General features: G+C 70.1%; 1 protein-coding gene and 2 pseudogenes. 1 reads left to right on the top strand and 2 read right to left on the bottom strand.

The features are described from left to right. Positions 1 to 102 (bottom strand): annotated as a pseudogene (locus AB0C35_RS45885) (CDP-alcohol phosphatidyltransferase family protein); the annotation flags it as partial. A 264-nt stretch (positions 103 to 366) separates the two neighbouring features. Here AB0C35_RS45885 and AB0C35_RS45880 point away from each other — a divergent pair. Next, positions 367 to 2,319, top strand: a complete 1,953-nt coding sequence (locus AB0C35_RS45880) for a glycosyltransferase family 2 protein (RefSeq protein ID WP_358470959.1) — start codon at positions 367 to 369, stop codon at positions 2,317 to 2,319. A 20-nt stretch (positions 2,320 to 2,339) separates the two neighbouring features. Here the strand turns inward: AB0C35_RS45880 and AB0C35_RS45875 are convergent. Beyond that, positions 2,340 to 2,972 (bottom strand): annotated as a pseudogene (locus tag AB0C35_RS45875) (CDP-alcohol phosphatidyltransferase family protein); the annotation flags it as partial.

Here is a 2,972-nt window from a genome sequence, read left to right as displayed (position 1 = left end):
CACCAGCCGGGAGGCGAGCGGGTCGACCAGCAGTACCGTCCACCACGCGTCACGCGCCTTGTACGTCCGTTGCCGAACGTCCTCGAGCGTGAAGTCCGCCATCGGTTTCCCTTCAAGGCTGCCTGGGACCGCGCGTCCACGGTACTCATCCGTCATGGGTACCGTGGGTCACGGCCGTCTCAATGGTCACGACAGTATGCCCGCCGCGGATGGCGGCGATCATCCGGGGGACGAAACGAATCCGCGGGCTTCCTGCGACGATGCCGTGTCGGTACCGGCATAATACGGTGCCAGGGGCCACGTACCGTTCACAGTCCACGGCGACCGCACGGTCCCTAACGCCCTGCCATCAGACTTTGGAGTCGCATGGGGACCCCGAGGGTCAGCGTCATTGTGCCTGTCCACAATTGCGCCCCGACACTGGAGCGGACGATCCGTTCCGTATTCGAGCAGACGCTCGCGGCCGACCTCATCGAGATCATCGCGGTGGACGACGGGTCTTCCGACGGCGGCGAAGAGATCCTCGACCGGCTCGCGGCGGGACGGCCCGGTTTCACGGTCGTGCACCAGGCGGCGTCCGGCGGTCCGGGACGGCCCCGCAACGTGGGGATCGAGCGCGCCACCGGCGATTATCTGTTCTTCCTAGACGCCGACGACTGGCTCGGCCCCGAGGCGCTGGAACGCTGCTGCGCGATGGCCGACGCGAACGGCACGGACGTGGTCGTCCCCAAATATGTGGGCGTGGGGCGCCGGGTGCATCCGGAACTGTTCAAGGAGAACGTGGAGTTCACCACGATCTTCGATCCCGTGCCGAACCTGTACGGCAGCATCACCGCTCTCAAGCTTTACCGGCGGACATTGATCGAACGGTACGACATCCGCTTTCCCGAGGGCGTGCTCTCCGGTGAGGACCAGATCTTCGCAGTCCGTGCCTACTTCGAGGCGAAAGGCGTGTCGGTGCTGGCCGACTACGACTGCTACTACTGGGTGTCCCGCGAGGACGGCACCAGCGCGTTGCAGCGCGGCGGCGCGCCGGCCGAACTCTACTTCCCGGAGATCGAGCGGCTGATGGCCTTCGTGTCCGAGCGGACGCCGCCCGGGCCGGTGCGGGACCGGCTGCTCAGCCGCCATTTCTCGAGCGAGATCTTCTCCCGGCTCGGTCTGCGGTATGCGGCCTTCGACGAGGAGGAGCGGCGCGCCACCCGGGTCGCGGCCCGCCGGCTGTTCCGGCGCCATGGCAACGCGGAGATCATGCGCGGCCGCTCGCCGTACATCCGGCTGATCGAGCACACCGTGCGCCACGGGCTGGACGACCTGGTCGACAGGGCGGCGGAGGTGCAGGCTCAGGGGCGGCCGAAGTTCGTCTTCGAGGGCGATGACGTCTTCATGGCGTACCCCGGGCTGCGCGACGAGCGGTACGGCATCCCCGACGAGGTGTACGCCGTGGCGAAGCCGCCGGCCCAGAAGTGGCTGCTGACCGGTGCCGAGTGGCGGGACGGCCGGCTGGCCCTGCGCGGGCATTCCGTGGCCGAGGCGCTGGGCGAGGCGCCCTGGTCCGGTGAACTCGTCCTGCGGCGGTGCGACGGGACCGGCGAGCACAGGCTGCCGTTCGCGCCTGTGGACACCGCCGCCGACGGGCGCACCGTGCTCGGTGCGGAGATCGACCCGGCGGCGGCCGCGGACGGCGGCCCGCTGCCGGCGGGGCGCTACGACGTCTTAGTCTCGGCGCCGTACCGGGGACGCGATCACGAGGGGCGGCTGACGGCGGCCTCCGAGGACGTCACCGTCCCGGGCGCGGGCGGCAGCGTGACGAGCGGCGACCGCCCCGTGGTGAAGCCGTACCTGACGGACGGGAAGAACACCCTCGCCCTGCACGTCGGCGGCCTCGCCGGTGTGATCGCGGGCGTACCGAGGACGGAGCCGTCCATCGGGCGGCCCGGCACGCTCCGGCTCACCGCCGTGGCGGAGTCGGACCTGGCGGACGAGCAGATCCCGGTGACCGTCCGGGCGCTGCTGCGGCACCGGGTGACCGGCGACGTCCGCTCGATCGACATGGCGGTCGAGCGCCCGCCCGGCCTGATCCGCGCCTGCGCCGAGATCGATATGACCGGCGCCGGGCGCGGCAAGTGGGACGTGTCGTACGAGATCACCGCGGGGTTCGCGAAGGACGTGTTGCGGGCGCCCGCCCCCGACTCCCTGGACCTGCGGACGAAGGGGACGTCGGCCTTCCGCACGGTCCATGGGAACCTGTCCATCACGTATGCGGGCGGCGGTGCGGTACGGCTTCTGCGCCGTATCGCGCGCCGCGTTCCGGCCTGACCTTCTCGCGCACCGCGGGGTCAGCGGGAGCCGGCCGCGGTCTCGGCCATCTCCGCGGGCAGCCGCGCCCGGTAGGCGTCGATCTCCTCGTTCAGCCCGGCCAGGCTGCGGGTGTAGGCCCGGCCGGCCAGCCAGAACTTGTAGATGATCACGCATTCGAACGCCAGCATGCCGGCCGCGCTCACGATCACCACGGGAATCACGGCGCCGGAGACGAGGGCGGCGGCGATCGGGGCGATGATGAACACGCCCATCTGGAACTCGATGCCGCTGATGAGGTGCGGGCGGATGCGACCGGCCTTCAGGACGTTGCGGATACGGATGTACCAGGGGAAACGCTGTTCGAACTCCTTCTGGAGCACCGCGTTGAGTTGGTCGGCGAAGACCCGTTGCTCCAGGGCCTCGGGGTCATCGGACAGCGCATCCTCGACGAGCCGCACGTCCTCGGTGCCGGTACCGAGGCCCTCGCCGGTGGTGTTGCTCACCGCCAGGCGCAGCGCCCCGGCCTCCGCGCGTGCGGCCCTGAGCGTGCTGCGCATCTGGGAGCGGACCTTGTAGATCTCCAGGGCGTCCATGTAGCGGAGCATGTCGAGGAAGACGACGGCGAGGGCGGTCCAGATGTAGGCGGTGTTGCCGGTGGCGGCGTATTGGCC

This window comes from Spirillospora sp. NPDC048819 (genome assembly GCF_040650055.1).
GTDB lineage: Bacteria > Actinomycetota > Actinomycetes > Streptosporangiales > Streptosporangiaceae > Spirillospora.
The sequence above is the reverse complement of the archived record's forward strand: the minus strand, read 5'-3'. Positions and strand labels throughout refer to the sequence as shown.

Excerpts from the sequence above, each read along its gene's own strand:
- AB0C35_RS45880 (WP_358470959.1), top strand. The coding sequence starts at position 367 with ATGGGGACCCCGAGGGTCAGCGTCATTGTGCCTGTCCACAATTGCGCC.